This is a genomic window from Nocardia sp. NBC_01499 (assembly GCF_045040275.1).
Classification (GTDB): domain Bacteria; phylum Actinomycetota; class Actinomycetes; order Mycobacteriales; family Mycobacteriaceae; genus Nocardia.
Window position 1 is genome coordinate 9,800,408 of sequence record NZ_CP109426.1, and the last position, 17,138, is coordinate 9,817,545.

General features: G+C 65.3%; 14 protein-coding genes. 13 read left to right on the forward strand and 1 reads right to left on the reverse strand.

Features of this window, described 5'->3' with window-relative positions:
• Position 1: 1 nt before the first annotated feature.
• From OG203_RS44045 to OG203_RS44060, 4 genes are all read left to right on the forward strand, one after another.
• The gene (locus tag OG203_RS44045) at positions 2-1,180 is read left to right on the forward strand and encodes an FAD-dependent monooxygenase (RefSeq protein WP_405163135.1); all 1,179 of its coding nucleotides are present in this window, start codon (positions 2-4) and stop codon (positions 1,178-1,180) included.
• Positions 1,177-2,697, forward strand: coding sequence for a flavin-containing monooxygenase (locus OG203_RS44050; RefSeq protein ID WP_405163136.1), 1,521 nt, complete (start codon positions 1,177-1,179; stop codon positions 2,695-2,697). The genes OG203_RS44045 and OG203_RS44050 overlap by 4 nt, the downstream gene beginning before the upstream one ends.
• 184 nt (positions 2,698-2,881) lie before the next feature.
• Positions 2,882-4,912, forward strand: a complete 2,031-nt coding sequence (locus OG203_RS44055; protein WP_405163137.1) for a CocE/NonD family hydrolase — start codon at positions 2,882-2,884, stop codon at positions 4,910-4,912.
• Between the two features lie 48 nt (positions 4,913-4,960).
• Positions 4,961-5,872: an alpha/beta fold hydrolase gene (locus OG203_RS44060; RefSeq protein ID WP_405163138.1), complete on the forward strand. Its 912-nt coding sequence runs from the start codon at positions 4,961-4,963 to the stop codon at positions 5,870-5,872.
• Here OG203_RS44060 and OG203_RS44065 read toward each other — a convergent pair whose 3' ends face one another.
• Positions 5,873-7,915: a CocE/NonD family hydrolase gene (locus OG203_RS44065; RefSeq protein ID WP_405163139.1), complete on the reverse strand. Its 2,043-nt coding sequence runs from the start codon at positions 7,913-7,915 to the stop codon at positions 5,873-5,875.
• 69 nt (positions 7,916-7,984) lie between these two features.
• Between OG203_RS44065 and OG203_RS44070 the strand changes: the two genes are divergently transcribed.
• The 9 genes from OG203_RS44070 to OG203_RS44110 all read left to right on the forward strand — a co-directional run bounded on the left by OG203_RS44070 (position 7,985) and on the right by OG203_RS44110 (position 17,132).
• Positions 7,985-8,938 carry a TetR/AcrR family transcriptional regulator gene (locus OG203_RS44070; RefSeq protein ID WP_405163140.1) on the forward strand — a complete coding sequence of 318 codons (954 nt, stop codon included), beginning with the start codon at positions 7,985-7,987 and terminating at the stop codon, positions 8,936-8,938.
• Between the two features lie 452 nt (positions 8,939-9,390).
• Positions 9,391-10,347 carry a 3-oxoacyl-[acyl-carrier-protein] synthase III C-terminal domain-containing protein gene (locus OG203_RS44075; protein WP_405163141.1) on the forward strand — a complete coding sequence of 319 codons (957 nt, stop codon included), beginning with the start codon at positions 9,391-9,393 and terminating at the stop codon, positions 10,345-10,347.
• The gene (locus tag OG203_RS44080; RefSeq protein ID WP_405163142.1) at positions 10,347-11,231 is read left to right on the forward strand and encodes a diiron oxygenase; all 885 of its coding nucleotides are present in this window, start codon (positions 10,347-10,349) and stop codon (positions 11,229-11,231) included. The genes OG203_RS44075 and OG203_RS44080 overlap by 1 nt, the downstream gene beginning before the upstream one ends.
• A complete protein-coding gene (locus OG203_RS44085; protein WP_405163143.1) occupies positions 11,224-12,381 on the forward strand; it encodes a hypothetical protein in 1,158 nt (385 codons plus the stop codon). The genes OG203_RS44080 and OG203_RS44085 overlap by 8 nt, the downstream gene beginning before the upstream one ends.
• On the forward strand, positions 12,378-13,475 hold the full coding sequence (locus OG203_RS44090) for an SDR family oxidoreductase (protein WP_405163144.1): 1,098 nt from the start codon (positions 12,378-12,380) through the stop codon (positions 13,473-13,475). Before OG203_RS44085 ends, OG203_RS44090 begins: the two co-directional genes overlap by 4 nt.
• On the forward strand, positions 13,456-14,097 hold the full coding sequence (locus tag OG203_RS44095) for a hypothetical protein (protein ID WP_405163145.1): 642 nt from the start codon (positions 13,456-13,458) through the stop codon (positions 14,095-14,097). Before OG203_RS44090 ends, OG203_RS44095 begins: the two co-directional genes overlap by 20 nt.
• Positions 14,094-14,909 carry a phosphopantetheine-binding protein gene (locus OG203_RS44100; RefSeq protein WP_405163146.1) on the forward strand — a complete coding sequence of 272 codons (816 nt, stop codon included), beginning with the start codon at positions 14,094-14,096 and terminating at the stop codon, positions 14,907-14,909. The genes OG203_RS44095 and OG203_RS44100 overlap by 4 nt, the downstream gene beginning before the upstream one ends.
• Positions 14,893-16,005: a DUF3419 family protein gene (locus tag OG203_RS44105; RefSeq protein WP_405163147.1), complete on the forward strand. Its 1,113-nt coding sequence runs from the start codon at positions 14,893-14,895 to the stop codon at positions 16,003-16,005. Before OG203_RS44100 ends, OG203_RS44105 begins: the two co-directional genes overlap by 17 nt.
• On the forward strand, positions 16,002-17,132 hold the full coding sequence (locus OG203_RS44110) for a GNAT family N-acetyltransferase (RefSeq protein ID WP_405163148.1): 1,131 nt from the start codon (positions 16,002-16,004) through the stop codon (positions 17,130-17,132). The genes OG203_RS44105 and OG203_RS44110 overlap by 4 nt, the downstream gene beginning before the upstream one ends.
• Positions 17,133-17,138: the final 6 nt, after the last annotated feature.

Here is a 17,138-nt window from a genome sequence, read left to right on the forward strand (position 1 = left end):
CATGGTTCGAGACAACGGCCCTAAAGTGATCGTGGTCGGGGCGGGCATCGGTGGGCTCACCGCTGCCATCGCACTGCACAAGCTCGGCATCGAGGTCGAGGTCTACGAGCAGGTTCCCGAGCTGAAGGCCGCCGGGTTCGGGTTGTCCGTCGCCGGCAACGCCAACACCGCGCTGCACAGCGTCGGCCTCGACCTTCGCCTCGAAGAACGCGGCCAGGTCGTCAAATCGTATCAGATCCGCACCTCGACCGGCCGCTTGTTGCGGACCCTGCCCTACCCCGAGGCGATGGCCGGGGTGCCGAAAGCCAGTGTGCTGATCAGTCGTACCGATCTGCAGCAGGCGATGTTGGAGCACGCGCGCGACATTCCGATCTACATCGCCGCCGCCGCGATCGGATACCAGACCGACCCGGACTCCGGCCGGGTGCGGGTGGAGTTCGCCGACGGTCGCGTCGCGGACGGCGACGCGGTGATCGGCGCGGACGGCATCCATTCGCAGATTCGCCAACAGTTGGTCGGACCGGGCGACGAGGAACGCTACGGCGGCTACATCTCCTGGTTGTCGATTGTTCCATTCGAACACTCGAAGTTCGGTACCGGCTCGGTTACGCACTACTGGGCCAAGGGACAACGCTTCGGACTGATCGACATCGGGCACGGGCGCGCCTACTGGTGGGCCACCAAGGAAATGCCCGAGACCGACGCCAGGAAGTGGCAGGTCGACAAGGACGAGATTGTCCGCGCCTACGCGGACTGGCCCGATGAGGTGCGCGCTGCCATCGAGGTGACACCCGAGGACGCGATTCTCGGTGTGCCGGAAAGCGACCGGGCGTTCCTGGAACGACGCGGCGAAGGCCCGGTCACCTTGCTCGGCGACGCCGCGCACCCGATGCTGGCCAGCCTCGGCCAGGGTGCGGGTATGGCCATCGAGGACGGCGTCGTGCTGGCCCGCAACCTCGCAAGCGCGCCTGAGGTCTGGACCGGGCTGCGCCGATACGAGCGCGAACGGCGGGACCGCACCCGCACGATGCTCAACACCGCGCACCGCGTCGCTGGCTTCGAACAGGGCGCGAGCACAGTGCGAAGCATCGTGCGCGACACCGCGATTCGCGTGGTGCCCAAGGGACGGCTGATCCGCGAACTACGCGAAGCCCTCACGTTCCCCGGCGCGACCCTATGAGTGAGCGGGCACCCCGAGCCGGGAAGCATCGTAAACCGTTGTCCGGGAACAGCAATGGCGTCACCCGAACGCAGATCGTAGTGATAGGTGCGGGATTCAGCGGGATGTGCATGGCGATTCGACTGAAGGAGGCCGGATTCACCGACCTGCTCATCCTGGAGAAGGACGCCGGTCTCGGCGGTACCTGGCGGCAGAACCATTACCCGGGCTGTTCGGTGGACGTGCCGTCCACGTTCTACTCGTTCTCCTTTTTCTACAAACGCCCGTGGTCTCGTTTCTACTGCGACCAGCCCGAAATCCTCGAGTACTCCTACGAGATCGCGCGCGAATACGACCTGGAACAACACATGCGGTTCGACACCGACATCGTCGACTTCACCTTCGATGAGGCCGCGTGCGAATGGGAATTGACCAGCTCCGACGGGCGGCGGTTCCGGACGCAACTCGTCTTCGGCGGCTTCGGCCCGCTCTATGAACCGTTCACTCCGGATATTCCAGGACGGGATTCGTTCGCCGGGGCGCAGATTCACACCCGGGAATGGGCCGACGACTTCGACCCGACCGGCAAGACCATCGCCGTCATCGGCAGCTCCGCGAGCGCCGCGCAGGTGCTGCCGCCGCTGGCCGACAAGGCCGAGAAGGTGTATCTGATCCAGCGCACACCGGCCTACGTCATTCCGAAACCGGGCGATCGTGACTTCCCGCGACGCGATCAGCTGGCGTTGCGGTATATGCCGGGATTCGGCAGGCTGCAGCGTCTTATCGCCGCGGGCATCACCCAGTTGCTGCACGTCGCGCAGTACCACCCGTCGGTGGATCGGCTGTGGGAGAAGATCGCGGCAGTACATCGACGCCACCAGATCTCCGATCCTGAGCTGCTGGCGAAGGTGACACCGGACTACCTGTTCAGCTGCAAACGTCCGGTGATGTCGAATGACTTCTATCCCGCACTCGGTAGACCCAATGTCGAAGTGATACCGAGTGGGTTGGCGCGAGTGGAGGCCGGCACCGTGGTTACCGCACACGGTGACGTACGTCAGGTCGATACCATTGTGTGGGCCACCGGTTTTCAACCCAACGACTTCTTCCGCAACCTCCCGATCACCGGCCGCAACGGAAACACCATCGCCAAGAATTCCTACCCGGACGGTTACGCGGCCCACCTCGGAATCAGCATCGCTGGCTTCCCGAACTTCTTCATGATCATGGGGCCCTACGGGCAATTAGCGCACACCTCCGCGATCGTGAACATCGAGCTGCAGACCCACTATCTCACCAAGATCGCGACCATCTTCCGTGACCGGAAGCTGCGCACGATCGAGCCCAAACCCGAAGCGCAGCAAGAATTCATGGAACGCGGCTGGCGCACGACCAGCCGCGGCGCCTGGGGGCACAACGGCTGCACCAACTACCTGATCGATGCCGCCAACGGCCGTCCGGCGATCTGGCCCGGCTCGCAGGTAAACATGTGGCGCCGTACTCGTCGAGTGCGCCTGCGCGACTACCAGCTCACCTGACGGGGGAGCGTCACCGAGCGCGGGGGTGCTGAGCGCGTCGGTCGTTCGCTGTTCGACCAACGCGACTCGGGTTCGGTTGTGCAGCTGCGAGAAAAGCTTCCAAAAGGTACATACCGCAGGTGTGAATGCTTACGCTTTCTTTTGCGGGCCGCGACGGAGCGGCGTCGTAACGCAAAGGGGCGCAATGAGATTCAGCGGCGTGATCGTTCGTACAGTGCTGCCATTGCTAGCGCCGGTGGCGCTGGTCGCCGCGATGGTGTTGCCCGCGCAGGCATTCGCGGAGCCTTCGGATTCGGCGGGACAGTGGACCGCGACCGAGGATGGGCCGCAACAGTATTCGGGTGTGCACATCGACTGGGACGTGCCGGTCACCATGAGCGACGGCACGGTATTGAAGGCGAATGTGTACCGTCCGGCCGACGCGGCGGGGCCGATCAACACGCCAACGCCGGTCATCGTCAATCTCACCCCGTACACGAAATTGGGCTCGATGGTGCTCGATTCGTTGGTGTCCATCCCGGGGCTGTCGGACGCGGTGGTGCAGTTCTTCCGCGATCTTGACCTGACCGGCACACCGCTGGAGGGCATCACCGATCTCACCCGAACGGCGGGCGGCGGTCTGGCGCGTAGTTTCTCGGTGGACCGCAACCTGATTCGCTCCGGCTACACCCAGGTGGTGGTCGACGTTCGCGGCACCGGATTCTCGCAGGGGGATTGGCAGCCGTGGGGTCCGCGCGACCAGGCCGACATTCCCGAGGTGATCGACTGGGCCGCGCGTCAGCCGTGGTCGAACGGCCGGGTCGGGATGAACGGGGTCTCCTATTCGGCGATCAATCAGATCGAGGCCGCCGCGGCCCACCCACCCGCGCTGCAGGCGATCTTCCCGGTCGTGCCGGGTAACGATCTGCTGCGCGACGCCTACCTCCCCGGCGGTGCGCCGATCGGGATTCTGGTGCCGTATCTCCTGATGGTGAACGTCACCAAGTTCGTGCCCGACGTTGTCTCGTTGCTGCAGGGCCACTTCGATATGAAGTGGCTGATGGACCGAGTCACCGACCCGTTGGCGTTCATGGGCGTGAGTCAGGCGCTGATCGCGCCGAACTTCGACGTACTCGACCCGGCGGCCAGGGAAATGCTCGATCCAGACAGCACGATCCGGCAGGCGTGGATCGCCCACCCCGAGCGGATCACCGTGCCGACCATGCTCGTCGGCGGCTGGCACGACGCCTTCGCGAACGCCGGGCCACGCATCTACAACGCGATTCCCTTGCCGCCCGGGCAGAAACAGCTCGTCTACGGCGACGGCATGCATGTCACGGCGGGCTTCGATATGCGCGGACGCGATGGTGAGCCGCCGCGCATCGATGTGCTGCAGCGGGCCTGGTTCGACCACTGGCTCAAGGATATCGATAACGGCATCGACGGTTTCGGCCCGCTGACGCTGTGGCAGCAGGGCGGCGGTTGGACAACGACCGATCAGTTCCCCCGGGCGGGGATGGCGTATCGGCGGCTGTATCTGTCGGCCGCGCCCAGCGGGACGGCGACGGGCAGCGTCCACGACGGCAGCCTCGTCACGCAGCCGGACGCCGACGCTGCCCGGCTCACCGTCGCGCCCGGGGTGCTGAGCATGTGCTCGCGCGACGGCGAACAGGGCGCGGTCGCCGATCCCTTCGAAATCTTCGCCGACTGTGTGCAAGACGATCGCATCCACGAGCACGACGGGCTCACCTTCACCAGCCCGCCGGTCGGCACCGCGACCACCCTCTCCGGCCCCATCGCGGTGCATCTGAACGTGGTGCACGACACCGCCGACGGGTTCTGGGCGGCAAGCGTGAATGATGTTGCGCCGGACGGTCGTTCGACGGTGCTGACCACCGGGCAGCTCGTCGCCTCGTTACGGGAGATAGACGACGACAAGAGCACCCGTTCGGCCGGTGGCGACTACGCCGACCCGTACCCGGTGTTGTCGGCGGCGCGACGGCTGCCGGTGAATCCGGGACAACCGGTCGTGCTCGACATCGGTCTGATCCCCACCGACGCGGTGCTCGCGCCGGGACATCGGCTACGGGTGGACGTCTACGCCAGCGACTTCCCCAAGGCCATGCCGCTCGGCCCGACCCTGTTCGGCAGCGGGCTGGCAGCCGAGCACCTTCAACTGGATCCGGACGCGCCGAGCTGGGTGAATGCCCCGCTCGGCCAGGATCCTGGCTGGTAGTCGAGGACGCGTCCCATCCCGGGGCGCGTCGACTACGAAGATCATCATGTGGCGAGAAACTGGAAGTACGCTCTCGTTCCCGGCATCCTGCTCATGGTCGTGCGGCCGGTGCCCGCGCTGGCAGACTCGGATGACCCGTCCTACAGCTTCCTGTCCGGGGTGCAGGCACAGCTGATCACCCCCGGCCAGTCGCCGCCCGGCGCGAACGACTGGTCGTGCCGACCTACGGCCGAGCACCCGAATCCGGTGGTGCTGCTGCACGGTGTCTCGAACGACACGATCACCTGGCAGACCTTGGCGCCCGCGTTATCCGCCGACGGCTACTGCGTCTTCAGCACGACCTTCGGCACGGGCCTGCTCGGCTCGACGATCGGTGCGATGGGACCCGTCGAAGACAGCGCCGGTCAGATCGGTGCCTTCATCCACCGTGTCCTAGGCGCGACCGGCGCCGAACGGGTGGATCTGGTTGGTCATTCGATGGGGGGTGCGGTGCCGTTCTACTATCTCGAGCACCTCGGCGGGGCACCGACAATCGACCACTACCTCGCGCTCGCCGCACCGCTGCACGGTTCGACGATCAGCGGTCTGACCGAGCTACTGCCGATGGTGGCAACGGGGCCCGGCGCGGCGGCGATCGGACAGTGCGGACCCTGCCAGCTGACCCCTGACTCGCCCGCGCTGCGCCAACTCAACCCCGATCCCGCTGTGGCACCGGCGATTTCGTTCACCACCATCGTCACTCGCTATGACGAAATCGCCACTCCCTACACGACCGGTCTGCTGGACGGACCGAACGTGCACAACATCGTCGTGCAGGATCTGTGCCCGACCGATGCGACGGACCACAATGAACTGCCCGCGGACCCGATCGTGGTCCGCGAGATCCGCAACACCCTGGATCCGACCCATGCGCAGGCTCCTACCTGCACCGTCGTCCTGCCGTTCCTCGGTCCACCGTGATCACAGGTGCAACTCGTCGGCCGGGGCCAGTGGGACGACCAGGGTCGTCGGATGGTCGGCATCGTGGAATATCTGGACCGTGGAACCGAGCAGGCCGGGAATCTTCGTCGGCGCCGGGAACGAGGACGGGAAGTTGCCCGTGCTGATCCGAACGCGCAGTCGATGCCCGGGCTCCAGGCGAAAGTAGGTCGGGCGCAGGCGAATATCGAGCTGGGTGATCTGCCCCGGCGTGAGCGGTGTGTCGCCCGCCGAGGACAAGTCGTGTTCAGCGGACAGGACGGCGCCGGTCGAGGTGCGCCAGGTCTTGTCCGGATCCAGCGTGCGCGCGGTCGCCAGCTGGGCGCCGCCGGTGATGTTGCTCGAACTACCGTCCGGCGCAACATCATCCAGGTAGACCTGCAAGGCGGCCTCATCGACGGTCGAGGAGATATACGTCGACAGGGTCGCCGGACCCGCGACGATGGTCGGTGCGTCCACCGGGGGACCGGTGTAGGTCGGGCCATATTGCGGCCCAACGTTATTGGCGGCGCACGGGTCGTTGATGTCGACCAGGTTGAGGACGAACTGGAGCAGACCGGCGGTCCACTGTTCGAAGTTCTCCCGGTTGCACGGATTATCGACCGGGGAGTACGTCAACTGGTCGGGAGGCGTACCCGCGGCGCTCGACTCGGTGCCGAGAGTCCCGGCGGTCAGGCGGTAGGTGGTCGGCGCAGCCTCGCGAAAGGGGTAGGAGGTGGTGTTGGCGCCGTGTCCTGACTGGTCGACGACGTGCAGGGTTTGCGAATCCTGCGCCACGCCATTGTCGATCCCCTTCAGCCAGTGGTCGAACCAGGCGACGGTGATGGGGTCGGTGTCCATGCGCACGTAGGGTCCGGCGCCGTTCTCGACGTGATACCAGGGACCCTGCAGTAGCTGAAACCTCGGATCCCCCTTCTGATTCGGGTCCATCGGCCCGTACTGCGGTCGTCCCGCCGCGATGTTCTGCAACTGGGCATAGTTCTGAAAAGCGCCGTCCTGGTAGAGATCCCAGATCCCGTCGACGAAGTACGTGGGAATGTTGTTTTGCGCGATGCGATCCAGGTGCGGCCCGAAGTCACGCTCGGCCCACCACTGGTCCTTGTGCGCGAAAGATCCATCCTGATAGGCGTCGAACAGCTTGAGCAGCGGGCTGTCCGGCGAGGCGAACGCGGCCCGTAGATGATCGATCAGGGCCTGGGCGACGATCTGCGGGGTCAGCGGAAGATTGAGCAACGGGCCGAGGACACCGAGGTATTGCACGAGCGGAATGTCGGCCGTTAGCAGGATCGGGCTGAACATTCCGTCGTGCGTGACCAACGACTTGTAGATGTCGTTGGGCGTATTGTGGATCACCATCGCCTTCAACGGGCTTCCCGGACGTTCCTGCTCGGCGGTGCGCATAGCGGTGACACCGGGGAACGAGTAGCCGAACATGCCGACATTGCCATTCGAATTCGGCAGCCGCGCCGCCCAATCCACCAACTCGGTGCCGTCGAGGCCGTCCTCGGCGGCGGCCGGATTCCAGGCGCCGGTGGCCGATCCGGTGCCCGCGACATCGGCGATCACCTCGATGTAGCCGCGCCGCACCAGCACGTCCTGCTGACTGGTGGCCTGATTGAGGATGCGACGCGCGTCCTTCAGCTCGTCGGGCAGCGCGATGTGCAGTTCGTCGAAGACACTGGTGATCGCGCTGGTGATGACCCCGTTCAGCGCACCGTAGGTGGTGAGGTTGACGACTACGGGGAACGGGCCAACTGCGGGGCCGCCGGTAGCCGGATCGGTGGGATAGCGAACGTCCGCGGTGATCTGCGTCCCGTTCGACAACGGGATCACCTTCCCCAGGTCGTAACCCACCCCGAAGGTGGTCGGGGGCATCCGGTAATCGGCAGGCACACCGACCCCGGGCGGGACGGTCACCGGTGGTTGCGCGCGAGCGGATGCCGTCGTCGGACCCGGCAGCACGGCCGCCGCCGCGACGACGATACCGACCACCACCCCCAAGGTCATGTGCGGTAGTCCTCGCATCGCCCGATCCTCCCCTTCGCCAAGTGGCCACCTTGCGACGAAGTACAGCACAGTACAGCGACGGACAAGATGGCTTTTTCGCAATTAGTGCTCTTTTCAGACGCCTTCGCACCGGCTCCGCGCGGCCAGCGAAGAATCGGCAAACATGCGACTGTTTCGCGGCATGAGCCATGTCTTGGCGGTGTCATGAGAACGTGGTTTGATCATTTGTTCGCGGCGAAGTTGTTTCTTCGCTGCGGCAGTCTCGCCATTCTGGGGATCTTGATTGCCGCTCGAGATGGACGGTTCTTTTGCTACCGTAGGGGCATGGGAGATGCCCGGGCCCATTCGGATACGCAAGAGCCCGCGTCGTACCGGCCGGTCGGACGGCGAATACGCGGTCTGGATGCCGAGCAACGACGCGAACTGCGTCGTCGTCAGCTACTCGATGCCGCCGTGGATCTCTTCGCCCGCAACGGTTATGCGAACACCTCGATCGAACAGGTGTGCCAGACCGCCTATGTCGGCAATAAAGCCTTCTATGAGGTGTTCGCGAATAAGGAAGAATGCATTCTCGGCATTCTGCATGAGATATTCGAGGGCATACAGCAGCGCATGGCAGCTGCGCTGGTAGACGCGTCGCCGGACGTCGAAGAAATCACCGGAAGACTTGTCTCCGCATTCGTGCACGGTTTGCTCGACGACCGCCGGTTCGCGATGATCTCGTTTAGAGAGCTCGGCGGTATATCGCAGAACGTAGAAGCGCAGCGACGGGCGAACCGGCGCTGGGGAGCGGATTTTCTCGCGGCATTATGGCGAGAACACGGCGTCGTCGCCGCGGAGGTCGATTGTCATCAGCTCGCGGTTGTCGTTATCGGTGGCCTCTTCGACGGTGTCGCGGACTGGTTCTTCGACAATTCTTCCTCGACCGGCCGAGATATCGACGACCTCATCTCCGATCTGGTGAATTTCGTCAACGTGGTACGCGCCGGTATCGGCTCCGACGATGCCGGAAAATCACCATCCGCGCTGCGGTCGAGCTGAGCCGTCGTCGATTGCGGATCGCGCTGTCGTAGTTGCGTTTTCGCACCCCGCCGACGCGGTGGGCGAATCTGCGGCAGCGTACGTGCCTGTCGCAGAGCCGATCTCGCGTTCGCCACTCGCTCCCATCCCGCCGAGGGTTCGATCTGGAAGGTTCACCCGCGCCGCGGCAGGTCCTGGTTGTCGATGTCGATGGGCTATTGGATGAAAAGTACAGGTAGACAAGCCTTTCGGTGACGCATAGCCGATCGTGTCGTGCACATTGTTGAGACAACTTGGCGTTCTGAACAAGATCACCGATTCCGAACAAGGGCTCTTGTTCGAAGAAGGTGTAGATGCTGTAATGGTCGCAGTGAGCCTGAGTAGATCGGCTCACTTCGGTCACACCCAGTAATCCCGACGCCGCGGTCGGACGAGCGGTGGACAGCTGTGCACCCATGAGGGAACGGGTACCCATGAGCGATTTTTATCTGGACGGATTCAGCTATTCCCTAGGGGAACGCAAAAGGCATCTCACCGAATCGGCAAAGGATGGATTGCTGGTCAGTGACGTCGGCGACCTGGAATATGCCGGGTTCGGCTGGCACCACGTGTGCGGCAGCGAGACAACGCCTTACGACCTGGCCCGCTCGGCCGTCGTGCCGCTGGCCGAGCAGAATCGGCTGACCGAGGTCGATGCGATCGTGTACGCGACCTGCCTTCCGTGTAATGGCAACCTCGGCTCGCCCGAGGCTTGGGAGCGCACCCGCGACGTCAAATACCTGATGGAGTTTCCGGGCTCCCGGCTGCAGTCGGAGTTCGGGCTCGACGATGCCGTGGTGATCGGCCTCGGCCAGCAGGCGTGTACCTCGATGTTGGGTTCGATGCGGATCGCAACGGCGATGCTTGCCAGCGAACCGCGATGGCGCACCGTGCTGTGTGTCTCGGCCGATCGGTTTCCCGAACACGCACGCTATGAACAGGCGTACAACCTCATCTCCGACGGTGCCGCGGCCTGCCTGGTCGGGCGCGCGCCGACCGGGTTTCGCTACGTGACCGCGCATCAGCTCACCAACGGTGGCCTGGCCGCGGCGGGCGACGACGAGACGGTCGGCAGCTACTTCACCTACACCCGCAGGCTGGTGCTGGAGACCCTGGACCGAGCCGGGCTCACGACCGCTGACCTGGACTGGGTGGTCACCCAGAACACCAATACCCGGGCCTGGGAGGTGCTCGCGTCGCTGCTCGGCATCGACCACGCCCAGGTATGGGCGCCGTCCATGGCCGAGGTCGGTCACGTGATCTCGGCCGACAACATCGTCAACCTGTCCGCGCTGCTCGACAGCGGCAAACTCGTTGCGGGACAACGGATAGCGCTGGTCATGGCCGGATTCGGGCTCAACTGGCAGTGCGTGATCCTGGAGGCCGCCTGATGCCCGCCCTGCGAGAGGCCCTCGCGCATGCCGCCGACCTGTCTCAACGCCTGAGTCAAGTGTCGGTGCGCACGTACCAAAACCCTTACACCGCAGTGGAATGGCCGACCTCGGTCGAGCCCGAGGCCGACTGGTTCACCAGCCCAGAACACGTGAGCCTGTATGGCACGCCGCTGTGGGACGACCTCGATGAGGGCGGCCGGATGCGGCTTGCCTTCTGGGAGGCGGCCAATTTCTACAGCCTCAACATCCACGGCGAGAAGACGCTGATGAACGGGCTGGCCAGTCGGCTCTACCGCAAGGATCTGCTGAACGTCACCGACTATCTGCATCACTTCCTCGACGAGGAGAACAAGCACAGCATCTATTTCGGCGGCTTCTGCACCCGATATGCCCGCATCTACCCGAGTCACCAGGTGCAGCTGTCGGCGGAGCGGGCCCGCGATGTCGAAGACTTCCTGTTCTTCGCCAAGACCATGGTGTTCGAGGAGATCGCCGACGAGCTCAATCGCATTCAGGCAGGTGACGACCGGCTGCATCCGCTGGCCCGCTTCATCAATGACAACCACCATCGCGAGGAGACTCGTCACCTCGTGTTCGGCCGCGAGGTCGTCGCGGCGCTGTGGCAGGCGTGCGCACCGTCGTGGGACACCGAGACCGTCGCGGCGGTGCGCGCGGAACTGCGCGACTTCTTTCTGGCGAGCTGGCGTGAGTACTACAACCCGATGGTCTACGCGGACGCCGGCTTCGCCGAGCCGTGGGAGGTAGCCGAGCTGGCGTGGCAGCACCCGTCGCAGCGGCAGCGGCGCCGGGCCCTGTCGCGGCGCTGCCTGAACTACCTGTCCAATGCCGACATCATGGGGGAGGACTATCTCGATGCCTGACACCAACTTTGACCTACGTACCCGCCTGCACGCCTGGGTTCTGGAGAAGGCGGCCGATCTGCCCGCCGACGAGCTCACCGACGACACCCCGCTGTTCGAACGCCGCTACTTGCGGTCAGTACATGTTCCCGAGTTGCTGCAGTTGATCGAGCGTCTGAGGGGTCAGCCGATCGATGCGGATGACTTGCGGCGCGGTGACTTTCGAGATATCGCCACGATGGTCGACCGATTCGGCGGCGGCGTGACTCAGGCCGCACCCGAGCTCGCCGCCGCGCCGGTCACCGAAAGTCGTTCTGCGTCCGCGGATATCGGCTTGCGCTGGGAGGAGGCGACCGGACAGGTCCGGTTGCATGGCCCATTGCTGGAGTTATGGAACCGGATCGACCAGGCCGTGGTCGCGTTGGCGGCGTTATGGGACGCCGAGGCGGAACAGCATCCAGCCATGATCGATCTGGCCGTGTTGGACCGGCTGGGCTACCTACGCGGATTCGCCCATCAGGCAACCTTTGTCGCCTTGCCAGGCAACGATACGGGTGGCGAACCGGCGGTGACCGCAGGGCAGCCGATGCCGGTGGCCGCGGCGCTCACCCCGGCGGCCTGTTACCACATCTACATCGCTCATCAGGGTGAAAAGCTCGACAGCACAAAGTATTTCACCACGCGCAACGTGTGCTTCCGGCATGAACAGAGCTGCCAACCGCTGCGCCGCCAACGGGTCTTCGGCATGCGGGAGATCGTGTGCCTCGGTACGCGGGACTGCGCGGCCGCCTTCGTGGTCCGGGCCCGCGACGTGGTTGACCGCTTCTGCCGCGAGCTGGACATTCCGCTGCAGTGGGAGGGGGCGACGGATCCGTTCTTCGCACCCGCCACCGATCCTCGTGCACTGCTGCAACGGATTTCGGCGGTCAAGACCGAGGCGCGCTTCGATGACCTAGCGCTCGCCTCGACCAACAAGCATCACGAACACTTCGGGGAACTGATGGACATCACCTGCGGATCGGCGCCAGCCCATAGCGCCTGTCTTGCCTTCGGCCTCGAGCGGTGGCTGTTCGCCATCACGGCCAGGCACGGTAACGACCCCGCGGCCTGGCCGGACCCGATCGCCGCCGCGACGGCGGTGGCCGCCGAATTACGCGGGGTGGCAGCATGATTCTGCTCACCGGCGCCGACGGCTATCTCGGCAGCAGGCTGACCGCCGCCCTGCTGGCGACCACGCAGCATCGGCTGATCCTGACGGTGCGGGCCGCGGACCGGACGGAATTCGCCGCCAAGCGGGCCGCGGTCACCGCCGCCGCGAACGATAGCGATCGAGTCACCGTGGTACCGCTGAATCTGCTTGACGCCGAGCCCTTTTCCGATATCGACCCCGCGCCCGTCACAGCGATCGTGCATACCGCGGCGCTGACCCGATTCACCGTCGACCGGGACGACGCGGCGGCGGTCAACGTGGCCGGAACCGCGAAAGTGGGCGAATTCGCGCGCCGCTGCCCGGCACTGGAGCGGCTGGTAGTCCTGTCGACGCTCTACGCGGTGGGTAAGGCGGTCGGCACCGTGCACGAGGATCCTGGCGAGGATCGCGGCTTCGTCAACCATTACGAATGGTCCAAGTGGGCAGGGGAACAAGCGCTGCTGTCGCCCGGCATGCCGACCACGGTCATCGCCCGCATGCCGACCGTGATCGCCGACGATGCCACCGGAACGGTGAACCAGTACAACGCTTTTCACACCACACTGCGGCTCTACTACTACGGGCTGCTGTCACTGCTGCCCGGTGATCCGGCCACCCCGGTGACGGTCTCGACCACCGACTTCGCGGTCTCGGCGCTGTTGGCACTGCTCGAGCCGACCACCGCAGGAGGCATCTACCACGTCTGTCCGGCACCCGAGGACACGCTGCCGCTCGGGGAGTTGGTCACCATCGCCTTCGATGCCTTCGGCGACGACGAGGCGTTTCGCCGTCGGCGCCTGCTGCCGCCCTTGGTCTGCGACGCGGCGACGTTCCGGACCGTGCTCGAGGCCGCGGCGGGCACCGGCGGCCCGCTGCGCTCGGCCCTCGACTCCATCTCCCCGTTCGCCGACCAGCTGTATTACACCAAGCATTTCGACAATCGCCGATTGCGCGCCGTGTGGCCGGACTACCGCCCACCGAATCCGGTCGCGCTCGTCGAAGCGGTGTGCCAGGAACTCGTCGCCACCCGATGGGGCCGACGTCAAAGGAGGTCGAATGTCCCCGCACACGCCTGACAAGCCCATTCCCCGGCCGCTCCCCTCCGACAAGGTGACCGGCCCCGACAGCGAACTCAGCGAGAACGAGCTGTGGGTGCTCAGCTTCTATCGCTCGTCGGAGATCAACGGCGCGCTGTTCTTCGGTCGCGTCGCCCGCACGATTCGCGGCCCGCTGCAAGTCGATGTGACCCACCACTTTTCGGACGAGGCGAACCATTCGAAGTACTGGACCGACTGCATCGCCGAGTTCGATCGGCTGCCGATCAAGCTCGGCAAGACCTACCAGGACCAATACCTCGACGCCATCGGGGTGCCCGCGAATCTGATGGAGGTCATGGCGATCACCCAGGTCTTCGAGAAACGGGTGGTCTCGCAGTATCGCAAGCACCTGCGGGTGCCGGGTACGCCCGCGGCGGTGCGCGCCACGATCGAACGGATCATGCTCGACGAGCGTTGGCACATCGCCTATGTCGGTCAGGCGCTGAAGGATATGGCCGAGCGGTACGGCGAGGCGGCGATCGCCGAAACCCTCGCCCGCTTCTCCGCCGCCGACGAGGAGATCTACGCTCGCACGCTGGCCGAGTACGACGAACGGGTCGACTTCCTCGTCGAACAATCGGCCAAACGGAGCCGGTCGTGAACCGGGTGCGGATCCTCATACTGAGCGCTGGCCATGCGGCACCGCGGCACAGGGCGAGCTCGCGAGGTGTGCTTGCCTTGGCCCTCGCCTGTGCTGGAAGTGCCGAAGCGGCAACGGATCTGAGCTTCCCGCATCGGCGCGCCTCCGCCTGCTACACCGGCGGTGGGGCGATGGCCGCCATCGCGGTGCCGCCGGTGCCGGACCGGTTGCTCGGCATCGGGATCGACAGCGAGCTGCCGCGCCCGCTGGATCCGGCGGTGGCCCGCTTCTTTCTGCGGGCCGACGAGGTCGACCTGGCGACCGATCCCGACCGGTGCCTGCGCTGGTGGACGGTCAAGGAGGCGCTGTTCAAGGCCGACCCGAACAATGCCGACACTCGGCTCCTCGACTATCACCTGCAGCATCCGGCCTCGGATTCGGCACTCGCCGGTCGCCGCGACGATCCGCGTATCCGCTTCTGCCACCACAGTTTTCGCGGCGAGCATCGGGGGCCGGTCAGCATCGCCGCCGCCATCGCCATGGAACGCCGCCACATCACCGGGAGTAGTGCACCTATGCCACCGATCACCTTCGATGTTGTCGCCGAACGCATCGGCGAGCTAATTCCATCGACCCGCGGCGCGCTGACACCGCAGACGCCCGTCACCAATCTCGGCGTGGACAGCGTCGCGCTGGTCGAGATGGTCATCGATCTGCAAGAGGAGTTCGACGTGATCCTCACTCACGCCGATTTGCAGCGGGTGGACACGATCGCTGATCTAGTCGCGCTGCTCGCGCAGGACCGGGGGAACGCTCATGTCGACTCGCATTGATCTCGGCGGTGCCGTCGACGACCGGCTCTTTTTCGCGCAGGTCCGGGAGGACCCCCGTCTCGAGATCGAGGCGCTGAAAGCCCAGTTGCACCAGCCGATCGCGATCGTCGGCTCCGGCGGCTGCACCGCGCTGTCACTGCTGGCCGAAGGGGCCGCCGATGTGGTGGCCATCGATCTCAACCGGACGCAGAACCATCTGATCGAGTTGAAGGCCGCGGTGGTCGCGGAACTGAGCCCGCACGCGGCGACCGCCATGCTCGGCGGCGCGCCAACCAATCCGGCCCTGCGCCGACGCCAGTACCTGCGACTGCGGGAGCGGCTGACGCCGGCGGCCAGGCAGTACTGGGACCGGCGGCTCGATGCCATCGAATCCGGCGTGCTCGATAGCGGGGCGACCGAGCGCGCCGCCCGAGCCGCGGTGGGGCTGTTCACCACCGGTGTCCATCCGCGCAGGCGAATCAACGAACTGCTTGCGCTGCAGTCGCTGGACGAGCAGCGCAACTTCTTCTACGAGAAGTGGGATACGCGACGCTGGCGCGGTCTTTTCAAGGTCCTGCTCAATCAGCGCGTCATGCATCGGGTGTACAACCCGAACTTCTTCACCGAGGTGGGCAAGATCGATTTCGGCGAACACTTCCGCCGATTGATCGAGAACGCGCTGACCGAACTTCCGGTGCGCGACAACTACTTTCTGCACCAGCTGCTCACCGGCAGCTACCCGATGGACGAACCGGATGGCCGGCCGCCCTACCTCGCGTCCGATCAGGGCGAGGGCACGCTGACCCTCATCGATGGCAGCTTTGCCGACTACCTGCGCACTCGTCCGGACAACAGCATCGGCGGGTTCTCCCTGTCGAACATCTGCGAATGGCTCGACGCCCGTCAGATCGATGAGCTGTTCGGCGAAGTCGTGCGCACCGCGCTACCGCACGCCCGGTTGTGCTTCCGCAACTTCGTCGGGTGGACCGACGTGCCCGAATCCGTGCGCGAGCACGTCATCGAGGACGACGAGCTCGGCACGCAGCTCATTCGCGGCGATCGCAGCTTCTCGCAGCGTCGCTTCGTCGTCTGTGACATCGACAAGGAGATCGCGTGAGCCAATCCTTTGCCAGCGCGGACGTTGCCACGGTCCGCGACGCCCGCGCCGACGACAACGACGCCTTGGTCAGACTGGCGGCCAGCTGCCCGATGGAGGGCGACATCAGTCTGTGCATCCACCGCGAACCCGACTTCTTCGAACTCAGCAGGCTAGAGGGCGATCCATGGCGGGTCGGCGTCGTGGACGGACCCGATGGTGTGCCGGTGGGGTGTATCGGGGTCTCCCGGCGGCGGCTGCATTTCAACGGCGTGCCAAGAGATGTCGCCTATATCGGAGATCTGAAGGTGGATCCGGACCATCGTCGCCGCCGGATCGCGGTCGCGCTGGCACTGTGGGCGCAGCGGGTCGCCGAGGAGCTGGTCGGCCTCGACGGCTTGCGGATCAGCACCGTGCTTGCCGGTAATGATCCGATCGATCGCGGCCGGGACGCGATGGCCGCGTTCGGGCTCGGCCTGCATCAGGCGGCCGTCGTCCGCTCGCACAGCATTCCCCTGATGGGGCCGCGGCGCACCGCGCGGTTTCGCGTGACGGTCGAGCACGCGACCGACGCCGAGGTGCCGGAGCTGGTTCGACTGTGGGAGCAGGTGGCACCCGCGCGGGCTGGCACGCCGGTCTTCGACGAGCAGACCATGCGGGCCTGGATCGACCAGTGCCCCGGCCTGGACATCTCCGACTATCTGATCGCGCGCCGCGACGGCAAGGTCGTCGGGTTTCTCGGTCTGTGGGATCAGCACGTCCTCAAGCAGATGCGCGTCATGCGCTATCCGCGCAGTATCGCCGCGCTGCGACCGGTGTTCAATGCCTTCGCCCCGGTCACTCGGGTGCCACGGCTGCCAGGCCCGGGCGGCGAATTCCGGTATCGGACGGTCGTGAATCTCTGTGTGCCGCCTGCCGAAACCGTTGTGCTGCGTGCCCTGCTCGCCCATGCGAACAACTGGCTGCGCCGCGAGGGGTGTTCGTTCGTCGCCCTCGGACTCGACCGGGCCGACCCGCTGAGCGGTGCGCTGCGCGGGTTGCTTGCCCAACCGACCGACGTAAACGTCATGGTCGATCATCTGGCCAAACGGGAGACGGCACCGGATCTGGGCGGTGCGCCGGTGCACTTCGAAATTGCCACTGTGTAGCCATCT

Excerpts from the sequence above, each read along its gene's own strand:
- OG203_RS44085 (WP_405163143.1), top strand. The coding sequence starts at position 11,224 with ATGCCTGACACCAACTTTGACCTACGTACCCGCCTGCACGCCTGGGTT.
- OG203_RS44050 (WP_405163136.1), top strand. The coding sequence starts at position 1,177 with ATGAGTGAGCGGGCACCCCGAGCCGGGAAGCATCGTAAACCGTTGTCC.
- OG203_RS44105 (WP_405163147.1), top strand. The coding sequence starts at position 14,893 with ATGTCGACTCGCATTGATCTCGGCGGTGCCGTCGACGACCGGCTCTTT.
- OG203_RS44070 (WP_405163140.1), top strand. The coding sequence starts at position 7,985 with ATGGCTTTTTCGCAATTAGTGCTCTTTTCAGACGCCTTCGCACCGGCT.
- OG203_RS44045 (WP_405163135.1), top strand. The coding sequence starts at position 2 with ATGGTTCGAGACAACGGCCCTAAAGTGATCGTGGTCGGGGCGGGCATC.
- OG203_RS44090 (WP_405163144.1), top strand. The coding sequence starts at position 12,378 with ATGATTCTGCTCACCGGCGCCGACGGCTATCTCGGCAGCAGGCTGACC.
- OG203_RS44075 (WP_405163141.1), top strand. The coding sequence starts at position 9,391 with ATGAGCGATTTTTATCTGGACGGATTCAGCTATTCCCTAGGGGAACGC.
- OG203_RS44065 (WP_405163139.1), bottom strand. The coding sequence starts at position 7,915 with ATGCGAGGACTACCGCACATGACCTTGGGGGTGGTGGTCGGTATCGTC.
- OG203_RS44080 (WP_405163142.1), top strand. The coding sequence starts at position 10,347 with ATGCCCGCCCTGCGAGAGGCCCTCGCGCATGCCGCCGACCTGTCTCAA.
- OG203_RS44095 (WP_405163145.1), top strand. The coding sequence starts at position 13,456 with ATGTCCCCGCACACGCCTGACAAGCCCATTCCCCGGCCGCTCCCCTCC.
- OG203_RS44055 (WP_405163137.1), top strand. The coding sequence starts at position 2,882 with ATGAGATTCAGCGGCGTGATCGTTCGTACAGTGCTGCCATTGCTAGCG.